This window comes from Pseudomonas sp. DTU12.3 (assembly GCF_004124275.1).
GTDB classification, from domain to species: Bacteria; Pseudomonadota; Gammaproteobacteria; order Pseudomonadales; family Pseudomonadaceae; genus Aquipseudomonas; species Aquipseudomonas helmanticensis.
This window is the reverse complement of record NZ_CP027218.1, coordinates 2,383,913-2,405,178: the sequence shown is the minus strand read 5'-3', so window position 1 is coordinate 2,405,178 and position 21,266 is coordinate 2,383,913. Positions and strand designations below refer to the sequence as shown.

4 protein-coding genes and 1 pseudogene are annotated in these 21,266 nt (G+C 62.8%); 2 read left to right on the top strand and 3 right to left on the bottom strand.

Going from position 1 to position 21,266, the window contains the following annotated elements:
* Window positions 1-260 precede the first annotated feature (260 nt).
* Window positions 261-1,910, top strand: a complete 1,650-nt coding sequence (locus tag C2E19_RS10985; protein ID WP_129391632.1) for a cyclic peptide export ABC transporter — start codon at window positions 261-263, stop codon at window positions 1,908-1,910.
* Between the two features lie 152 nt (window positions 1,911-2,062).
* Window positions 2,063-4,474 (top strand): TonB-dependent siderophore receptor, encoded by a 2,412-nt coding sequence (locus C2E19_RS10980; RefSeq protein WP_129391629.1) that lies wholly within the window; start codon window positions 2,063-2,065, stop codon window positions 4,472-4,474.
* A 225-nt stretch (window positions 4,475-4,699) separates the two neighbouring features.
* Here the strand turns inward: C2E19_RS10980 and C2E19_RS10975 are convergent, their stop codons facing one another.
* From C2E19_RS10975 to C2E19_RS10965, 3 genes and pseudogenes are all read right to left on the bottom strand, one after another.
* Window positions 4,700-5,659 (bottom strand): alpha/beta hydrolase, encoded by a 960-nt coding sequence (locus C2E19_RS10975; protein WP_129391626.1) that lies wholly within the window; start codon window positions 5,657-5,659, stop codon window positions 4,700-4,702.
* A 56-nt stretch (window positions 5,660-5,715) separates the two neighbouring features.
* Window positions 5,716-14,844 carry a non-ribosomal peptide synthetase gene (locus C2E19_RS10970; protein WP_129391623.1) on the bottom strand — a complete coding sequence of 3,043 codons (9,129 nt, stop codon included), beginning with the start codon at window positions 14,842-14,844 and terminating at the stop codon, window positions 5,716-5,718.
* Window positions 14,845-21,258 (bottom strand): annotated as a pseudogene (locus C2E19_RS10965) (amino acid adenylation domain-containing protein); the annotation flags it as partial. It lies immediately after the preceding gene.
* Window positions 21,259-21,266 lie beyond the last annotated feature (8 nt).

Sequence of the window (21,266 nt, the reverse complement as noted above, 5' to 3'; positions counted from 1 at the left end):
GCTCCCACACTGGTACTGCGCCAACCCCGAATCCTCCGTACACCACCATCCCCTGTGGGAGTGAGCCTGCTCGCGATGACGTCGTGTCAGGCAACATAGTCGCTGAATGACACTGCGCTTTCGCGAGCAGGCTCACTCCTACAGGGTTGGCGCAGGTTCCTGCCGGCGCCTGCGCCGCCAGTCGGCGGTGGTGTAAATTAACCGCCTGACCAGACGTTCTATTGGGTATCTGCCTTTACGACCCAAGGAACTGTTCCCCCATGTCCCAGCCCTCACGCGGTGCCATCCACGAATTGTTCACGCTGCTCAAGCCGTTCAGGCTTGTCGTGACACTGTCGATCCTGCTGGGCATGGTCGGCGGTCTCAGCGTGACGGTGCTGCTGGCGACGATCAACTCGGCGCTGCACTCCGAAGCCGGCCTGACCCAAGGCGTGGTCGCCCTGTTCGCCGGTCTGTGCCTGTTGGCACTGCTCAGTTCGATCTGCTCGGACATCGGCACCAACTTCGTCGGTCAACACATCATCGCCACCCTGCGCAAACAACTCGGCGAGAAAGTGCTGTCGGCGCCGATCGAACAGATCGAACGCTATCGCAGCCATCGGCTGATCCCGGTGCTGACCCACGACGTCGACACCATCAGCGACTTCGCCTTCGCCTTCGCGCCGCTGGCGATCTCGCTGACCGTGACCCTCGGTTGCATGGGCTACCTGGCGATGTTGTCGTGGCCGATGTTCCTGATCATGGTCGTCGCGATCATCATCGGCACCGGCATCCAGTACTTCGCCCAAGGTCGCGGCATTCAGGGTTTCATGGCCGCGCGTGACGCCGAGGACGAACTGCAAAAGCACTACAACGCCATCGCTGAAGGTGCCAAGGAACTGCGTATCCACCGGCCACGTCGCCAGCGCATGTTCGTTTCGGGCATCAAGGCCACGGCCGAGTTCATTTGCCGCACGCAGATCCGCTCGATCAATACCTTCGTGATCGCCAAGACCTTTGGCTCGATGCTGTTCTTCGTGGTCATCGGCCTCGCGCTGGCCCTGCAGACCTATTGGCCGAGCGCCGACAAAACCGTCATGAGCGGCTTCGTCCTGGTGCTGCTGTACATGAAAGGGCCGCTGGAACATCTGGTCGGCACCCTGCCGATTGTCAGTCGCGCGCAAATCGCCTTCCGCCGGATTGCCGAGTTGTCCGAGCAGTTCTCTTCACCGGAAGCGCATCTGCTGCTCGACGATCAGGGCCAGAAAGCTCCGGCCGTCAGCCGTCTGGAACTCAAGGACGTCAGCTACGCCTTCCCGGCCGTCCCCGGCAGCGAGCCGTTCCGTCTCGGCCCGGTGAACCTGACGATCGAACAGGGCGAGATCATTTTCATCGTCGGTGAAAACGGCTGCGGCAAGACCACCCTGATCAAATTGCTGCTGGGCCTGTACCCGCCGCAACAAGGTGAAATTCGCCTCAACGGCGCGAGCGTGAACGCCGAGACGCGCGACGATTACCGCCAGTTGTTCACGACGATTTTCGCCGACTACTACCTGTTCGACGATGTCGTGCAAGGCGATACGCATATCCCCGAAGACGCCAACAAGTACCTGCAACGCCTGGAAATCGCGCACAAGGTCAGCGTGCAGGACGGCAATTTCACCACCACCGATCTCTCCACCGGACAGCGCAAACGCCTGGCGTTGGTCAACGCCTGGCTCGAAGAACGTCCGGTGCTGGTGTTCGATGAATGGGCGGCGGATCAGGACCCGACCTTCCGCCGGATTTTCTACACCGAGCTGCTGCCTGACCTCAAGCGTCTGGGCAAAACCATCATCGTGATCTCCCACGATGACCGCTATTTCGACGTTGCCGACCAGTTGGTGCGCATGGAAGCCGGCCGCGTCATGACGGAACTGGCACCCGCCTGACGGAGAAATACCGTTGCAAAAACAATCCCGCCTCTCGCGATAGACGTTTTTTTCGCAGAGTGCGGGATTTATTTTTCCGGTTTTTACGGGTTGTTGCGTCTAATTATCATTAACTACAAAACTGCACACGCATCTCAGGAGCATTTGAAGTAATGCACAGCCCATCTTTGTCCCGCGCACCCCTGGCAACGGCGATCCAGAAGCAGACCCAGCGTCAGGCCGTCCTGCCTCGCGCCCTGCTGACGACCTTGCTGCTGTTGGGCGCTGGTGAAGTGCTCGCCGCACCGACCAACGTCAACATCCCGGCTCAGCCGCTGTCCAGCGCCTTGCAGCAATTGGGTCAGCAAGCCAACTTGCAGATGATCTACAGCCCGGAAATGCTCCAGGGTCTGAAATCCAACGCGGTGTCGGGCAATCTCGAGCCTGAACAAGCGTTGCACGACTTGCTGCTGGGGAGCGGCCTGACGTATCAGATCACCGGGAACACCGTGTCGTTGACGCCAATCACCGGCGCTGCCGGCGATGCCATGCAGTTGGGCGCGATCTCGATCTCCGGCAAGGCGCCGGGTTCGCAGACCGAAGGCACCGGGCTGTACACCACTTATTCTTCCAGTAGCTCGACGCGGCTGAACCTGACGCCGCGTGAAACCCCGCAGTCGGTGACCGTCATCACCCGTCAGCGCCTGGACGACCAGAAGCTGACCAACCTGACCGACGTGCTCGACGCCACTGCCGGCATCGCCGTGACCCGCAACGGCATGGGCACCGAGAACGACACTTACTGGTCGCGCGGCTCGCAGATCCAGAACTTCGAAGTCGACGGCGTACCGACGTCGACCCGTCTGGACAACTACACCCAAAGCACCGCGATGTACGACCGCGTGGAAGTCGTTCGCGGCGCCACCGGTCTGATCAGTGGTCTGGGTAACCCGTCGGCGACGATCAACCTGATCCGCAAGCGTCCGACTGCCGAAGCGCAGGCCAGCGTCACCGCTGAAGCCGGCAACTGGGATCGCTACGGCACCGGCATGGACGTGTCCGGCCCGCTGACCGAATCCGGCAACGTCCGCGGTCGTCTGGTGGTGGACTACAAGACCCAGGGCTCATGGGTCGATCGCTTCAAGCAGGATTCGCAGCTGATCTACGGCATCACCGAATTCGACCTCAGCGAAGCCACCCTGCTGACCGTCGGCTTCAGCTACCAGAAAACCCAGGTCGACTCGCCAATGCGCGGCGGCTACTCGTCGTACTTCACCAACGGCGACAAGTCGCACATCCGTCGTTCGCTGAATACCTCGCCGGACTGGTCGTACAACGACCACGATCAAACCAACTTCTTCACCTCGGTCGAACACCAGTTCGATAACGGCTGGAGCGGCAAGATCGAATACGGTCACACCGAAAACAAGTTCGACCAACTCTATGCGGTCGCCACCGGCACCGTCGACCAGGCCAACGGTTCCGGCACCGGCCTGCTGCCAGTGCGCTGGTCGGGTACGCCACGTCAGGACAACATCGACGCCTACTTCACCGGTCCGTTCTCGCTGTTCGGTCGCGAGCACGAGCTGATCCTCGGTGTCACCGCGACCAACTACAAGGAAGCCACGCCAAGCTACGGCGACTGGCTGCGCGACTACAGCTTCAACGTTCCGGACATCAACACCTGGAATGGCAACTCGCCAAAACCGGACACCCCGGTGGTCAGCAAGGGCCACATGGAAGAGAAGCAGTTCGGCACTTACATGACCTCGCGCTTCCACGTCACCGACGACCTGACCTTCATCCTCGGCGGTCGTCTGACCGACTGGAAACGTGACACCGACACCAAGCCTTACGTCGGTGATGCGAGCACGGTGAAGGAACGCGAAACCGGGATCTTCACGCCGTACACCGGCGTGGTGTATGACCTCGACGAGAACTGGTCGCTGTACGCCAGCTACACCAAGATCTTCAACCCGCAGGCGTCCTACGTTCGCGATATCAACAACAAGTCCCTGGCGCCGACCGAAGGCAAGGGCTACGAAGTGGGCGTCAAGGGCACCTTCTTCGACGAGAAACTCAACACCAGCCTGGCCCTGTTCAAGCTTGAACAAGACAACCTGGCCGTATGGATGTCGGACACCCAGGCTTATCGCCTGGAACAAAGCACCGAGACCAAGGGCGTCGAGTTCGAGATGAACGGCGAACTGGCTGAAGGCTGGCAGGCATCCGCCGGTTACGCCTACAGCGTCACCACCAACGCCGAAGACCAGCGCATTGTCACCAACGCGCCACGTCACATGCTCAAGACCTTCACCTCGTATCGCCTGCCTGGCGTGCTGGACAAGATCACCGTCGGCGGTGGCGTGAACTGGCAGTCGAAGATCGGCGAAGACCTGCACTACTACGAGCAGGGCAGCTACGCGATCACCAACCTGATGGCGCGTTACGACATCAACAAGAACCTGAGTGCCTCGATCAACGTCAACAACCTGTTCGATCGCGAGTACTACTCGATGGTCTACTACGACGGCATCTACGGCGCACCACGCAACTTCATGACCAGCCTCAAGTACAGCTTCTGATCCCTGTACCCGGCCGAAAAAACGCACCGTCTGACGGTGCGTTTTTTTATGCCCAAAATTAATGACCTCTGTAGGAGCTGTCGAGTGCAACGAGGCTGCGATCTTTTGATCCACCCGCTAAAAATCAAAAGATCGCAGCGTGCCGCAGCTCCTACAGGATTTTTGGGGGCCGAAAAAGGCCGGAACAGGTTGCCCCGTTCCGGCCTTGTGCATTGCCATGGTCGATCAGCTTGCCGGGTACAACGCCTGGCGCAGCACTTCGCTGAGTTCCTGATAGACGCTTTCAATCTCGCCGGTGACCATCGGCATCCGCAGGAAGTCGTGCACCAGTCCGGTGTATTCCTTGCACTGCACGACCACACCACCGGCTTTCAGACGTTGCGCGTAGGCATGACCTTCGTCGATCAACGGATCAAACCCAGCGAGCGCCAGATGCACCGGAGCAATGCCGCGCAAGTCCGGCGCCAGCAGCGGCGAGAAACGCCAGTCGTAACGATCCTGCGGGGTACGCGCGTAATGCTCGTAGAACCACTCCAGCGTCGGACTCTCCAGCAGATAACCTTCGCTGAGCAGCTCGCGCGATTCACTGCTGCGCGACGCATCGGTCACCGGGTAGCAGAGCAATTGCAGACACGGTTGCAGCCTCTGCGGATCCGCTGCCGCCTCGATCGCCAGCACGGTGGCCAACGTCGCGCCAACGCTGTCGCCGGCCAGCGCCAGCCGCGTGGTGTCGAGGTTCAATGCCGCTGCCTGCATGGCCAGCCAGGCCAGCGCATCGGCCGCATCGTGCAGCGCGGTAGGGAACTTGTATTCCGGCGCGCGACGATACTCCACCGCCACCACCGCACACGGCGTGCGCTGGCAAAATTCGCGGCAAATGCCATCGTGGGAATCGAGACTGCCGACAACGAAACCGCCGCCGTGGAGGAACACCATTACCGGCAGCGGTTCAGTGCTGGCGGTGCTCGGGGTATAGATGCGCACGGCCAGCGACTCACCGTCGCGCGTCGGGTAACTGAGGTCACGGGAGGCCACGCCCGGCACTTGCCAGCGCATCCGCGTCGACGACTGCTCGAAGGCTTGTCGCGCCTGCTCCGGCGTCTGCTGGTGAAAGGCCTGGGCATCGCCTGTCTGGTTGGCCTCGACCAAGTCGAGAAATGCACCGATTTCCGGATTCAAAGACATGAAGGACATCCTGGTGCGGCCCATGGGCCGCACCTCTATCGAAGGTTGAAAAAGGCTCAGACCGGCTGCGCCAGGCAGTGGTCGATCAAGGCTTGCAACTCGTTCTGGTAATCCGCCATCAAGCGTTCGACGGTGCTGGTGCGGTAACGGCGGGTGCTGTAGATGCAGCGGAACGCCAACCGTCCGTTGTACACCTGCCCGACCAGCTCCAGCCAGTTGGCCATCCCGGCGTCCATGTCGTAGCTGTCACCGATGTTGTCATCGGCTGGCACCAGCAACGCCTGCTCGTCGAAGCTCTGGTCGAACTGCCCGAGGTAGTTGAACGTCACCCGCGCCTGCGGCAATGCCGCCAGACGCTGCCCCAGCGGTGCACCGGCCATGTGTCGCAAGGCACCGTAGCCGACGCCCTTGTTCGGCAGGTTCTGCAACTGATCGCGCACCGTGACGATCGCCTCGCCCATGTCAGTGTCGTGGCCAGGCGCCAGGCGCACCGGGAACATCGTGGTGAACCAGCCCATGGTGCGGCTCAGATCGAGGTCTTCGAAGAGGTCTTCACGACCATGCCCTTCGAGTTGCACCAGCACCGACGGATCATCGTTCCAGCGGCACAGCACGCGACCCAATGCAGTCAGCAACAGATCGTTGATCTGCGTTTGATACACCGCCGGCGCCTGTTTGAGCAGGCTGGCAGTGAACGTCTCGTCAAGGTTCATCACCGCTTCGGCACGATGGCGTACCAGATTCTTGCCACGCGGGTTGTCGCAGCGCATTTCCTTGCCCGGTTGATCGAGCGTTTGCAGCCAGTAATCCAGCTCTTCGTCGATCAACGTGCGGGTGTGCGCACTGAGGTGTTCCGCCCAGTCGCGGAAGCTGCTGGTGCGCACCGGCAATTGCGGCTCCTCGCCGAGGCAATACGCGTCGTAAGCGGTTTGCAGATCCTGCAACAGCACCCGCCACGACACACCGTCGATGACCAGGTGATGGATCACCAGCAACAGCCGCGCTTCGCCGTCCGGCAAGGTCGCCAGCAAACCGCGCACCAGCGGCCCCTCGCTCAGATTCAGACTGCGTTGCGCCTGGTTGGCGAGCACTTCCAGCTCATCCTTGTCGGCGACTTGATGCACCCACAACAATGGCGCTTGCTGCGCCTGCTGACGGCAATCGTCCAGGCTCTGGTAATGCTGGGTCCAGACCCCGCCCTCACGGACAAAACGCAGGCGCAAGGCATCGTGCTGCATCAGCATGGCCATCAGGGTCTTTTCCAGCGCGACCGCATCGAGGGCCTGCCGCGAACGCAGAATCAGCGCCTGGTTGAAGTGGTGCGGCGCGTTCATTTCTTCGTCGAAGAACCACTGCTGGATCGGGATCAGCGGGAACGCACCTTCGCGCACCACTTGCGTCTGTTCCTCGGCCGCACGGTTAACCACCTGCTGATCGAACAGATTGCCGATGGTCTGGTAACGCATCAGATCACGCAGTTTCAGATCGAGCTTGAGTTGCGGATGGTTACGCGCCCGCGAGATCACTTGCAGGCTGAGAATCGAGTCGCCACCCAGCTCGAAGAAGTTATCGCTCAAACCAACTTGCTCGACCTGCAACACCTCGGCCCAGATCTGCGCGAGCAAGGCTTCTTCTTCGGTGCGCGGTGCCACGTATTGTTCGACCTGGAACTGCGGCTCCGGCAAGGCCTTGCGGTCGAGCTTGCCGTTGGGCGAAATCGGCATGCGCGTCAGGCACATGATCTGCGCCGGCACCATGTAGTCCGGCAGCCGCGTACGCAGCTCGGTTTTCAGGCGTTCGATCAATCGCGCTTCGTCAGCGCAGTCAGCCACCACATAACCGATCAGTTGCTTGCCGGACACGCCGTCGCGGGCAATGACCACCGCGTCTGTGACGTCTTCCTGCAAACGCAGGCAGGCTTCGATTTCGCCGAGTTCGATACGGAACCCACGCACCTTGACCTGATGGTCGGCGCGGCCGACGTAATCCATTACCCCGCTTTCGCGCAGGCGCACCAGATCGCCGCTGCGATACAGGCGACTGCCCGGCGCACCGAACGGGTCCGGCACGAAGCGTTCCGCCGTGACCGCCGGCCGACCGTGATAACCACGGGCAACCCCGTAACCGCCAATGTGCAATTGCCCGGACAAACCGGCCGGCAGCGGATTCAGATCATCGTCCAGCACCCACAGCGAGCGCTGACCGACCACCCGGCCGATCGGCGCATACGCCGCCGCGCACGGCTCGTCGTTGGCGGCTTTCCACAGCATCGGCGTGACCACGGTTTCGGTCGGCCCATAGCCGTTGGTGATGAATTGCGGCTGGAGAATGCTGCGCACCTGTTGCAGGGTCTGCTCCGGCACCGCATCGCCACCCAGGCAATAAATGCGCACCTTGGGCGCGGTCAAACCGCTGGCCTGCACGTACTCGGCCACTTGCTTGAGGTAGGCCGGCGGGAAACAGGCGATGTCGATCGACCGCGTCTGCAAGGCGTGACAGGTCTGCTCCGGTGTCCACAACTCGTTGTCGCGCAGCACCAGCGTGCCGCCGAACGCCAGGGTGGTCAGCCAGCGCTCGTGGGCGCCGTCGAAGGCGAACGACATGAAGTGCAACTCACGGCTGCTGTGATCCATTTCATACAGTTGGCAGATCGCCTGGCAATGCATGCTCAGCGGACCATGGGTAACCGCGACACCTTTAGGCAAACCGGTGGAACCCGAGGTGTAGATCAGATACGCGAGGGTATCTTCGTTGACCTGCACCTGTGGCGCCGTGGCCGCGTAGGCACCAGCGTCGAAGTTGTCGAGGTCAACCCGTGGCAAGTCTTGCGGCAACGGCAGGCGCGCGGACAACTCGCCACGACTGATCATCAGGCTCATGCCCGAGTCTTCGATCATGAACGCGAGGCGATCGCGCGGGTAATCGATGTCCAGCGGCACATAGGCAGCACCGCTCTTGAACACCGCCAGCAACGCCACCAGCATGTCCAGCGAACGCTCCAGCGCGACGCCGATCAACACTTCCGGGCCAGCGCCACTGGCGATCAAATGGTGCGCCAGACGGTTCGCTCGCGCCTCCAGTTCGGCGTAGCTCAAGTGCTCGCCGGCGCACTCCACGGCGTTGGCTTGCGGACGAATCCGCGCGTGTTCGGCAATCATCAGCGGCAGCCATTCACGCTGGTCGCTTGGCGCCGGTTCCGCGCCCCACTGCTGCAAGGCTTGCCATTGCTGCGGCGCAAGGCGTTGCAGGTTGCCGAGGTATTCGTGCGGTGTGTCGAGCATCGCTTGCAGGGTGATTTCCATGGTTTCGCGAATCCGCTCCACCGCTTCGACACTGAAGCAATCGCGCAGGAACAGGTACTCGATGGACAGCTCTTCGTTGAGATGCACCGCCAGGTCCATCGGGAAGTTGGTCACGTCATGGCTGGCCGAACTGCCGAAACGCAAACCGCCCTTGGCCTCTTCCAGGCGACGGTCGATCGGGTAGTTCTCGAAGACGATGATGCTGTCGAACAGCATCTGTCCGCCCTGCCCCGACCAGCGCTGGATATCCGCCAGCGGTGCGTGGGCGTGGTCACGCAAATCGAGGTTGTAGGCCTGCAACTGGGCGAGCCAGTCGCTCAGGCGCTGCGCCGGTTGCAGGGTCTGGATCACCGGCAAGGTGTTGATGAACAGGCCGAGCATGCTGTCGGCATTTGCCAGGCCTTCCGGACGCCCCGCCACCGTGGCGCCAAAGGCCACGCTGCTTTGTCCGGTGTAGCGTTGCAGCACCAGCAGCCATGCGCCCTGGATCAGCGTGTTGGCGGTCATCCCGTGGGCGCGGCAATGTTGTTGCAGACGGCGCGTCTGCTGTTCATCCCATTTGGTGTACAGCGCTGCGTGGCCCGCCGTCGTGGCGACGTGACGCGGGTGCATCGCCTGACTCAGCGCCGTCGGCTCGGCGAGGGTTTGCAGATGGCCGCGCCAGAATTGCTCGAGGCGATCCTGATCCTGGCTTTGCAGCCACTCGATGAAGTCACGGTAGCGGCCGCTGTCACCGACCACCTCACCACTGGCGTAATGCTGCAGCACTTCGCCGAACAGCTGCGAACTGCTCCAGCCGTCCATGAGGATGTGGTGGCTGGTCCAGATCAGTTGATGGCTGTCTTCCCCGGTGCGGATCAACAGCAAACGCTGCAACGGCACGCGGTGCAGTTCAAAACCACGCGCACGTTCTTCGTGGGCACGCTCGGCCAGACGCTGCTCGCCGATGTCCTGGCCACGCCAGTCGAGCACTTGCAGATCGACCTCGGCGTGATGCTGAACGACCTGGATCGGCGACGTCTGGCCGCCCTGCCAGTGGAACGACGTGCGCAGAATCGCATGGCGACCGATCACATGTTGCCAGGCACGACGGAAGCGCTCCGGGTCCATGCCATCGACGGGCAGGTTGATCTGGTTGATGTACAGGTCATCGCCGTCATCGGACAGGGTGTGGAACAACATGCCCTGCTGCATCGGCGACAGCGGATAGATGTCCTCGATCTCGGCCACCGCCAGCGGCAGTCCGTCGAGTTGCGCCTGGGTCAGGGTTGCCAGCGGGAAGTCCGACGGCGTGATGCCGTGGTTGCCCGGCGCACAGCAATGCTCGACCAGCGCCGTCAGCTCGACAGCGTAGTCATCGGCCAACTGCTGGATAGTCGCTTCGTTGAACATTTCGCGGCTGAAGGTCCAGCTCAGCTTCAACTCGGCGCCGTACACCTGACCGCTGACTTCCAGCCAGTTGCTCAGTGGCGCCAGCGGACTTTGCTCGCGACCGGCGCTTTCCGCTGCCGGGACGAACAGCGCCGCTTCGTCGAACTGGCTGTCGAACTGGCCGAGGTAGTTGAACGTGATGCGCGCCTGCGGCACCGCCGCCAATGCAGCGCGGCTGGCGTCATCGCCGAGATAGCGCAAGGCACCGAAACCCAGGCCTTTGTTGGGGATGGCGCGCAGTTGCTCCTTGACCTGTTTGATCGCGTCGGCCAGCGCCGTTTGTGGCGTCAGGCGCACCGGGTAGAGGCTGGTAAACCAGCCCACGGTGCGGCTCAGATCGATGCCGTCGATCAACTCTTCACGGCCATGCCCTTCCAGCTGGATCAGCGCCGAAGTGTCGCCGGTCCAGCGGCAGATGACCCGCGCCAGCGCGGTCAGCAGCAAGTCATTGACCTGGGTGCGATAGGCCGCCGGGGCCTGTTGCAGCAGTTTGCGCGTCAGCGCCTTATCGAGCTGCGTGCGCACGCTCAAGGCCTGATTGTTGGCGAGACGGCCATCGGCATTGTCGCGAGGCAAATCCTGCGGTGCGTCGAGCAATTGCCCGCGCCAGAAATCCAGTTCGCCGGCAAGGTTGGCGGTGTGCGCCTGCAAGCCTTCGGCCCAGTGCTTGAAGGCGCTGGTCTTGGCCGGCAACTTCAGCGGCTGGCCGTCCTGCAACTGCCGGTAGGCGTCTTGCAGGTCTTCGAGCAAGACGCGCCACGACACACCGTCGACGGCCAGGTGATGGATCACCAGCAACAGACGCTGGCTGCCATCGGCGAGGCTCAACAACATGCCGCGCAACAGCGGACCGTTGTGCAGATCGAGGCTGCGCTGCGCCTCTTCGCACGCGGCTTCGACTTCATCGGCGCTGTTCAGCGCCGTCTGCCACAACAGCGTCTGCTGCGGCTCGACGGCGCGGTGTGCGGCGCTCCAGCCATCGGCGTTCTGTGTGAACGTCAGGCGCAACGCGTCATGGTGGCTAACCAGCGCTTGCAACGCCTGCTCCAGCGTAGCGCCGTGCAAGGCTTGCGCAGGCTTGAGCAGCAACGACTGATTCCAGTGCTGACGCTGGGGAATGTCGGTCTCAAAAAACAGCTGCTGGAACGGCAACAGCGGCGTGCTGCCGGTCACCGGGTTCTGGTCGATGCGCACACCGCCGTCACCCACGGTCGCCACGCTGGCCAGACCGCGAATGGTCTGGTGCTGGAACAAATCTTTGGGAGTGAAGTGCAGCCCGGCCTGACGGGCACGGCTGACCACCTGGATCGAGATGATCGAATCGCCGCCGAGGGCGAAGAAGTTATCGCTGACACCGATTTGTTCCAGGCCCAGCACCGACTGCCAGATATCCGCCAGTTGCTGTTCGATGGCATTGCCCGGCGCCTGATATTGCTGCTGCGCGACGCTGGCGTCGGGTTTCGGCAAAGCCTTGCGGTCGAGTTTGCCATTGGGGCTGAGCGGCATTTGCGCCAGCGCCAGCCATTGCGTCGGCACCATGTATTCGGGCAATTGCTGCTGCACATGCGCAGCGAGGTTCTGACGCCAGTCGGCGCTTTCTTCGGCAAGGACGACATAAGCCACCAACTGCTTGCCGTCGATCACCAGCACCACCGCTTCACGCACGGCCGGGTGTTCGAGCAGGCGCGCTTCGATCTCGCCCATTTCGATACGCAAGCCGCGCAGCTTGACCTGATGGTCGATGCGCCCGGCGTATTCGATCACGCCGTTGTCGCGGTAGCGTGCCAGGTCGCCGGTGCGATAGATGCGCTCGCCATGGCCATACGGGCTGACGGCAAAACGTTCGGCGGTCAGCGCCGGACGCTGGTGATAACCCCGGGCCAGGCCGACACCGGCGAGGTACAGCTCGCCGAGCACGCCGACCGGCACCGGTTGCAGTTCGTCGTCAAGGATGTAGCAGGCCAGATTGGCAATCGGTTCACCGATCGGCACGCTGTCGCGGCCTTCTTCGACACAGGTCCAGTGGGTCACGTCGATGGCCGCTTCCGTCGGGCCATAGAGATTGAACAGCCCGGCCTGCGGCAGCTTGGCGAACACCTGCAACTGCGCGTCGGCGGGCAACGCTTCACCGCTGCAAACGATGCGTTTGAGGCTGCCGCAGGTCGCGACCTGCTCATCCTGCAGGAAGGCCTGCAACATCGACGGGACAAAGTGCAGCGTGGTGACCTGCTCGCGATTGATCAGCGCCACCAGCGTCGCCGGATCACGGTGATCGCCGGGAGCGGCAACCACCAGACGTGCGCCGGTCATCAGCGGCCAGAAGAATTCCCAGACCGATACGTCAAAGCTGAACGGGGTTTTTTGCAGCACCGTGTCACCGGCGCCCAATTGATAGGCCTGTTGCATCCAGCACAAACGGTTGGTCAGCGCTGCATGACGGTTGCCGGCACCCTTGGGTTTGCCGGTCGAGCCCGAGGTGTAAATCACGTAGGCGAGGTTTTCCGCATCCACGGCAACCTGTGGATCGGTCGCGGGATAATCTTGCAGATCGCCGAGGCTATCCAGCGCCAGGGTCTGAACCTGCTCGCTCAGCGGCAGGCTGTCGAGCAGCGCCGCTTGGGTCAGCAGCAACTTCACGCCACTGTCTTCGAGCATGTAGCGCAGGCGCTCCGGCGGATATTCCGGATCCAGCGGTACGTAGGCGCCACCGGCCTTGAGCACGGCCAGCAGGCCGACGACCATTTCGATCGAACGCTCCACCGCGATGCCGACCAGCGACTCCGGGCCGACGCCGCTCTCGATCAAGCGATGCGCGAGGCGATTGGCGCGGGCGTTGAGTTGCGCGTAGCTCAGGCGTGTGTCACCGAAGGCCAGCGCCGGTGCATCGGGGGTTTTCGCCACTTGGGCTTCGATCAACTGCTGCACGCTGGTGGTCAGCGGGTAATCCACCACCGTGTCATTCCAGCCGAGCAGGATCGCCTGGCGCTCTTGTGCGGTGAGCATCGGCAGTTCGCCAATGGCTTGCTGCGGCTGCGCGACGATGGCCTGCAACAGCGCCAACAGATGCTCGCCCATGCGCGCGATGGTCGCGGCGTCGAACAGGTCGGTGGCGTAGATCAGCGACGCGCCGAGGCTGTCTGCCGATTCGTGGGTTTCCAGGGTCAGGTCGAGTTGCGCCTGATGGGTGTCCCAGCTCATCGGTTCGACCTGCAACTGTGCCAGCGAAGCGTTGGCGCCTTGCTGACGAGTGGCGGTCTGGTGATTGAACATCACCTGGAACAACGGGCTGCGGCTCAGGCTGCGTTCTGGCGCCAGGGCTTCCACCAATTGCTCGAAAGGCAGTTCCTGATGGGCTTGCGCGCCCATCGCCGCCTGTTTGACCTGCTGCAACAACGCATTGAACGGCAGACGCGGATCGAGTTGCGCACGCATCACTTGGGTGTTGACGAAGTAGCCGATCAAGCCTTCGGTTTCGGTGCGGTTACGGTTGGCATTGGGCACGCCGACGCGAATATCGGCCTGGCCGCTGTAGCGGTGCAGAAAGGTCTGGAACGCCGCCAGCAACACCATGAACAGGGTCACCCCTTCACGCCGGGCGATGGCTTGCAAACCCTGGTTCAACGCCTCATCGAACTCCAGGTCGAGACGCGCGCCGCGATAACTTTGCAGCGCCGGCCGCGCGCGGTCCTGAGGCAGTTCCAGCACCGGTTGTTCGCCACCCAGTTGCTCGAGCCAGTAAGCCAGTTGCCGCTCCCGCTCACCCGCTTCCATCCAGCTGCGTTGCCACAAGGCGTAGTCGGCGTACTGGATCGGCAACGTTGCCAATTCGGTAGCAGTGCCACTGCTGAAACCGGCGTACAGCGCGATCAGCTCATCGACCATCACGCGCATCGACCAGCCATCGGAAACAATGTGGTGCTGGATCAGGATCAGCACATGGTCATCGGCGCCCAGGTGCAGCAATTTCACCCGCAACAATGGCCCTTCGGCGAGATCGAACGGCTGCTGGATCTCGCTTTCGATCAGCTGTTGCAGCACGCCATCCGCGGTGTCGGCGGCAAGGCTTTGCTCAACGATGGTCAGTGCCGCGTTGGCGCGGATTTCCTGCTGTGGGCGCTCACCGTCATGCACGAACACCGTGCGCAGCGTCTGGTGCCGCTCGATCAGGCTGTCGAAGCTGCGTTGCAGCGCGGCGACATCGAGTTGGCCGCGCAGGCGCAGGGCCATGGGAATGTGATAGGCGGCGCTGCCCGGCTCCAGTTGCCAGAGAAACCACTGGCGCTCCTGAGCGTAGGACAATCCGAGGCTAGCGAATGCCGACTGCACTTCGGGAATCGGCAGATTGGCCGGGGACACGCCCTCGGCGAGCATTTTGCCGAGGTATTCCTTGCGCTTTTCCAGCGGCAGGGTGATGAAGCGGCGGGCAATCCGCGTGGCGACGTTAATGTCCATTCACGCGTCCTCCATTTCGTCGAGCAGGTCTTCGAGCAAGCTCAGTTTCGAGGCCGTGACCTGTTCACCATTACCTTGCAATTGCGCCACCAGATCCGCCAGTACCGGGTACTGGAAAATGGTTTGCGGGAGCAGCGTCATACCGAGTTCAAGTTGAATGCGCGACACAATGTTTATCACCAGCAGGGAGTGACCTCCCAGTTCAAAGAAGTTGTCGGTCAAGCCGACCTGATCGAGTTTGAGCACATCGCCCCAGATCGCCGCGACCTGTTTTTCGAGGTCACTGACCGGCGCCACATAGGCGTGTTGCAACAGGTTGGCATCGGCCGTCGGCAGTGCCTTGCGGTCGAGCTTGCCGTTGGCGGTCAGCGGCAATTGCTCAAGCAGCAACAGATGCGCCGGGATCATGTAGTCCGGCAGATCCTGGCGCAGCCGCAGGCGCACCTGCTCGCGCCAGGCAGCCTGTTCCAGCGGATCGAGCGCTTGCGCAGCGACGATGTACGCCACCAGTTGCACGCCACCGACGCCCGGCTGATCGAGCACCACCGCCTGACGTACTTCGGGCAATGCCAGCAGGCGTGCTTCGATCTCGCCGAGTTCGATACGGAAACCACGAATCTTCACTTGATGGTCGATACGCCCGACATATTCGATGCGGCCATCGGTGCAGTAGCGCGCCAGGTCGCCGGTGCGATACAGGCGCGCACCCTCGGCGCTGAACGGGTTGGGGACAAAACGCAGGGCACTGAGGTCGCTGCGGTTGAGGTAACCACGGGCCAGACCGGCGCCGGCAACGTGCAGCTCACCGATGCAGCCGCGTGCGACCGGGTTGAGGTCGGCATCCAGCACGTACCACGCCAGGTCGGCAATCGGCGCGCCCAACGGGCTGCCGGCGGCATTGTCGAGGTCGGCCAGCGACAGCGGCCGGTAACTGACGTGCACGGTGGTTTCGGTGATGCCGTACATGTTGACCAGTTGCGGCGCGCGGTCGCCGAAGCGCTCGAACCATGGGCGCAGGCTCTTCACTTCCAGCGCTTCGCCACCGAACACCACGTAGCGCAGCGACGGTTGCAGCGCGGGCGCGGCAGCGCACGCCACCTGCATCAGCTGCTTGAACGCCGACGGCGTCTGGTTCAGTACCGTGACGCGCTCGGCGCAGAGCAAGGCAAAGAAGTCTTGCGGCGAACGGCTGACGTCCTGCGGCACGATGACCAGACGGCCGCCATGCAGCAGCGCGCCGAAGATTTCCCAAACGGAGAAATCGAACGCGTAGGAATGGAACAGCGTCCAGCAATCATCGGCACCGAAGTTGAACCAGCCCTCGGTGGCCTCGAACAGGCGCAACGCGTTGGCGTGGCTGAGCAGCGTGCCCTTGGGCTTGCCGGTCGAGCCGGAGGTGTAGATCACGTAAGCCAGATTGGCGGTGTCGAGCGCAATCTGCGGATCGCTTTGCGCTTGCGCAGCATAGTCATCGCCGAGCGGCAGATGGCTGATCTGCGCGTCGATGGCGACGTGATCGAGCACCCCGGCACCGCTCAACAACAGGCGAATGCCGCTGTCCTCGATCATGTATTGCAAACGGTCGGCCGGGTACTGCGGATCCAGCGGCAGATAGGCGCCACCGGCCTTGAGGATCGCCAGCAGCCCGACAATCATCTCCAGCGAACGCTCGGCAGCGAGGCCGACCAGCACGTCGGCGCCAACGCCACGGCCAATCAGTTCATGGGCCAGGCGATTGGCGCGGCGATTGAGTTCGCCGTAGTTCAGATGCTGCTCGCCGAACGTCACGGCAATCGCCTCGGGCGTGCGCTGCGCCTGCGCTTCGATCAAGCGGTGCAGTGGTTGTTGTGGGTTCCAGGTCTGCGGCGCCGGGTTCCAGTCTTCGATACTGTGCTGACGCTCGTCAGCCGCGAGCATCGACAGTTCACCGATCAATTGCTGCGGTTGCGCGCTGATGCTGCGCAACAGCGCCTGCCAATGTTCGGCCATCCGCGCAATGGTCGAGGCGTCGAACAGGTCGGCGGCATAGACCAGCGAGGCGAAAATGCCCTCAGCGGATTCTTCGGTATTGAGGGTCAAGTCGAACTGCGCCATCAGGCTGTCCCAGTCGACCTCGCGGATCTGCAACCCCTCCAGCTCGGCCAATGCCGTGCTGTGACGGGCCTTGGCCTGGTGGTTGAACATCACCTGGAACAGCGGGCTGCGGCTGAGGCTGCGTTCCGGTTGCAGCATTTCCACCAGTTGCTCGAACGGCAAGTCCTGATGATCCTGCGCACCGAGCGCCGTCTGGCGAACCTGTTGCAGCAGCTCGCTGAAGCGCAAGCCGCCATGGATATCGGCGCGCAGCACTTGGGTGTTGACGAAGAAGCCGATCAGCCCTTCGGTCTCGAGCCGCGTGCGGTTGGCCACCGGCACCCCGACACGAATGTCGTCCTGCGCGCTGTAGCGGTGCAGCAAGGTCTGGAACGATGCCAGCAACAGCATGAACAGTGTCACGCCTTCACGACGGGCGACGTTGTTCAGCGCCTCACTCAACGGCGCATCCAGCGCCAGTTCGAAACGTGCACCACGCAGACTCTGGGTGGCCGGGCGCGGACGATCCAGCGGCAGTTCCAGCACCGGTTGCTCGCCGCCCAATTGGGTCAGCCAGTAATCGAGTTGGCGCTCGCGCTCGCCCGCCTCCATCCAGCGCCGCTGCCACACGGCATAGTCGGCGTACTGGATCGGCAGCGCCGGCAGGCTCAGCTGTTCACCCCGGCTGAAGGCGGCGTACAGGCGAATCAATTCATCGACCATCAACTGCATCGACCAGCCATCGGAAACGATGTGGTGCTGGATCAGCACCAGCACATGATCCTCGGCGCTCAGTTGCAGCAGGGTCGCGCGCAGCAGCGGCTCTTCCTGCAAGTCGAACGGCCGGCGGATTTCGGCTTCGACCTGCGCCTTGAGCGCGGCGTCATCGCTGTCGGCGGCGAGGGTGCGCGATTCGATCGGCAGGCTGAACGGCGCCAGAATCAACTGACGGGTGCCGTCGGCCTCTTGCAGGAAGCGTGTACGCAGGCTCTCGTGGCGGGCGATCAGCGTGTCGAAACTGCGTTGCAGCGCTTGCCGGTCGAGCGGCCCGTGCAGGCGCAGCGCGCTCGGAATGTGGTAGGCCGAACTGTGCCGATCCATGTGCCAGAGGAACCACTGACGCTCCTGCGCGTAAGACAGCACCAGCGGCGCGCCACGTTCCAGCGCGACCAATGGCGGTTGCTGCGCGGCATTCGCAGCCTGCGCCAGATGGCCACAGAAACCACCCAGCGTGCTGTGTTCGAACAGCGCCTTGAGTGGCACGTCGAGTTGCAACGTCTGGCGCACCCGCGACAGCACTTGGGTCACCAGCAGCGAGTGGCCGCCGAGTTCGAAGAAGTTGTCGGTCATGCCAACACGATCGAGCTTAAGCACTTCGGCCCAGATCTGCGCGGTTTGCTGCTCCAGTCCGGTGAGCGGCGCGACATAGTCTTGCTGCATCAGGCTGGCGTCGGGTTTCGGCAAACCCTTGCGGTCGACCTTGCCGTTCGGCGTCAGCGGAATGTGTTCCAGCACCATCAGGTACGCCGGAACCATGTAGTCCGGCAGGCTGTGTTTGAGGCTGGCACGAATCTGCTCGCGCCAAGCGCCGTGTTGCGCCGCCTCGACCGGTTGCGCGGCAACGATGTAGCCGACCAGTTGTGCGCCGTTCGCACCGTCCTGAGCCAGCACCACCGCTTCGCGCACCGAGTCGAGCGCCATCAGCCGCGCTTCGATTTCACCCAGCTCGATACGGAAACCACGCACCTTGACCTGATTGTCGACGCGACCTTGATAATCGAATACGCCGTCGGCGCGCAGGCGCACCTGATCGCCACTGCGGTACAGGCGCGCACCGGGCGCGCCGAACGGATCGGGAACGAAGCGCTCGGCGGTCAGCGCCGGACGATCCAGATACCCGCGTGCCACGCCGTAGCCACCGAGGTACAACTCGCCGGCCACGCCTTGCGGCAGCGGATTGAGTTCGGCGCTGAGCACCCAGGTGCTGCGCTCGCCGACACGCTCACCGATCGGCGCATAGGCCGCGCCGCAACGGGTGTCACGGTCAGCCTTCCACAGCAGCGGCGTGACCACGGTTTCGGTCGGGCCGTAGCCATTGATGATGTGTTGCGGTGCCAGGGCGCGACGCACCCGTTCAAAGCTGTCATTGGGCACCGCATCGCCGCCGAAGCAGTAGATGCGCACCTTGGGCGGGTTGCCTGCAATTTCGGCGAACTCGGCCAACTGTTGCAGATAGGCCGGCGGAAACGCCACCACGGTAACGCCGTGACGCTGCATGGCGCGGTAGGTCTGCTCGGCCGTCCACAGGCTGTCGTCACGCAGCAACAGGCTGGAACCGTGGGTCAGCGGGGTCAGCCAGCGCTCATGCGCGCCGTCGAAAGCGAACGACATGAAATGCAGTTCGCAGTCATCCGCCGTCATCGCGTAACGCTGACCGATCGCCTGGCAATGCATCGCCAGCGGGCCATGGGCTACGCACACGCCTTTCGGTTGACCGGTCGAGCCGGAGGTGTAAATCACGTAGGCGAGACTGTGTTCGTGCACTGTAACGGCAGGCGCGGTGTCCGCGAATTCAGCGGTGTCGAGCGTATCGAGGCACAGGCTCGGCAAACCCTCCGGCAGCGGCAATTGGCCGATCAGCGTCGAATCGCTCAGCAACAGGGCGATGCCCGAATCCGCCATCAGATAAGCCAGACGCTCGCGCGGATAACTGGCGTCCAACGGCACGTAAGCGCCACCGGCCTTGAGCACCGCGAGCATTGCTACAAGCATTTGCGGGCTGCGCGGCAAGGCGATGCCGATGCGCACTTCCGGCCCCACGCCGTCCAGTAGCAGGCGCTGGGCGAGGCGATTGGCCTGGGCGTCGAGTTCGGCGAAGGTCAGTTGCTGATCGGCGCACCGCACGGCCAGCGCTTGCGGTTGTGCCTGCGCCATGCGCGCAAAACGTTCGTGCACCGGCAGCCGATCCAGCGCCACCAGTGCATTGCTCTGTTGCAGTCGGGCAAATTCATCGCCGCCGAGCATCGCCAATTCACCGATGCGCTGATCACTGCGAGCGACGATGGCGGCCAGCAGGCTTTGCCAGTGAGCGGCCATGCGCGTGATGGTCGCCGCATCGAACAGATCGGTGGCGTAGACCAGCGAAGCGCTGAGGCCAGCGGCGGACTCGTAGGTGTCCAGCGTCAGGTCGAACGGTGCGGTGTGACTGTCCCAGCTCACCGGTTCGACACTCAGCCCCGGCATCTGCACCGATGGCTGCTCGGCCGCTGCGGCGATCTGATGGTTGAACATCACTTGGAACAGCGAGCTGCGGCTGAGGCTGCGGGTCGGCGCGAGCGCTTCGACCAGTTGCTCGAACGGCAAGTCCTGATGCGCCTGCGCGCCGAGGGCATGCTGTTTGACCTGTTGCAGCAATTGGTTGAAAGGCATTTGCTCGTCGAGTTCGGCGCGCAACACCTGCGTGTTGACGAAGAAGCCTATCAGGCCTTCGGTCTCTTTGCGGTTGCGGTTGGCAATCGGCACGCCGACGCGAATGTCATTCTGGCCGCTGTAGCGATGCAGCAAGGTCTGGAACGACGCCAGCAACAGCATGAACAAAGTCACGCCTTCGCGCCGCGCGACGTCCTGCAAACCTTTGCTGATGGCAACGGGCAGGCTGATGTCGAGGCTCGCGCCACGGAAACTCTGGCTCGCCGGACGCGGATGATCCAGCGGCAATTCCAGCACCGAGGCCTCGCCGCCGAGACGTTCGGTCCAGTAAGCCAGTTGCCGTTCGCGCTCGCCCGCCTCCATCCAGCTGCGTTGCCACAGTGCGTAGTCGGCGTACTGAATCGGCAACGGCGCCAGCGCTGTCGCCTGACCGCGACGGCGGCCGGCGTACAACTGGATCAGCTCATCGATCATCACCTGCATCGATACGCCGTCGGAAACGATGTGGTGCTGCACCGCCACCAGCACATGTTCTTCGGCCCCCAGACGCAGCACCCGAACCCGCAGCAGCGGGCCCTGGAGCAAGTCGAACGGCTCGGCGATTTCCGTCTGGATCAGCGCTTTCAACGCCGTCTCATCAATCCCCTGGACATCCTGCACCGGTAAAACCAGTGCGAAAGGTGCGTGGATAACCTGCAACGCCTTGCCCTGCTCATCGAGGGCAAAGCCGGTGCGCAGGCTTTCGTGACGCTCGATCAGCGCCGCGAAGCTGGCCTGCAACGCCGGCAGATCCAGCGCCCCGCGCAAACGCAGGGCGGTGGGGATGTGATAAGCCGCGCTGTGCGGCTCCATTTGCCAGAGGAACCACTGCCGCTCCTGAGCATAGGAAAGCAACAGGGGCTCTGCGTCACCACGCCGGA